Raw genomic sequence first — 790 nt, forward strand, 5'->3', positions numbered from 1 at the left:
GAAGCATCTCAGGCAGGAAAAGCTGATTCAGGCGGAGGGACGGGAGATCACGCTGCTGTGCTGAGAAGCGGACCGATGCGACGGAGCAAGGGGTCTGGAGGTCGAAAGACTGCGGAAAAGCGGATGATCGCCTGATATCTACAAATGGTACAAAAATTTAGTTAAAAATTTGACAAAAAAGTCGGGGGAATTGATTTGACGCACTGTGGCCCGTGTGCTAACATGAAAGTACTGTGAAATTCAGGCAAGAGCAATATGAGGAAAGAAGGAAAACTATGTTTCGAATCGTGAGAAAAGAGGCGCTCAAGCCCACCGTCGTGCTGTTTGAGGTTGAAGCCCCCATGATCGCAAAGAAGGCCCAGCCCGGCCAGTTCATCATCCTTCGGGTGGATGAGAACGGCGAGCGCGTCCCCCTGACGATCCATGATTACGACCGCGAGAAGGGCACTGTCAGCATCATTGTCCAAATTGTGGGTGCCACGACGGAGAAGCTGAACCGTCTGAATGAGGGCGACTGTCTTCAGGACTTTGTCGGCCCTCTGGGCAAGGCCACCGAGACGGAGGGAAAGAAGAAAGTCTGCGTGGTAGGCGGCGGCGTCGGCTGCGCAATTGCGTACCCCGTGCTGAAAAAGTTCCACGACGACGGGGCGGAGGTTCATGCGGTCATCGGCTTTAAAAGCGCGGATCTGGTGATTTTGGAGGACAAGTTCAAGGCTGCTTCCTCCATTCTGGAAATCTGCACCGACGACGGGTCCTACGGACGGAAAGGTCTGGTCACCGACGCGCTGAA

General features: G+C 54.3%; 1 protein-coding gene. It reads left to right on the forward strand.

The annotated features are described in order from the left end of the window. Window positions 1-275: 275 nt before the first annotated feature. Window positions 276-790: sulfide/dihydroorotate dehydrogenase-like FAD/NAD-binding protein (locus B2W96_RS03345; RefSeq protein ID WP_293008545.1), on the forward strand; the 515-nt coding region annotated here is incomplete at its 3' end.

The sequence above is a fragment of the Oscillibacter sp. UBA6647 genome (assembly GCA_002455655.1).
In the GTDB taxonomy this organism is placed as follows: Bacteria; Bacillota; Clostridia; order Oscillospirales; family Oscillospiraceae; genus Oscillibacter.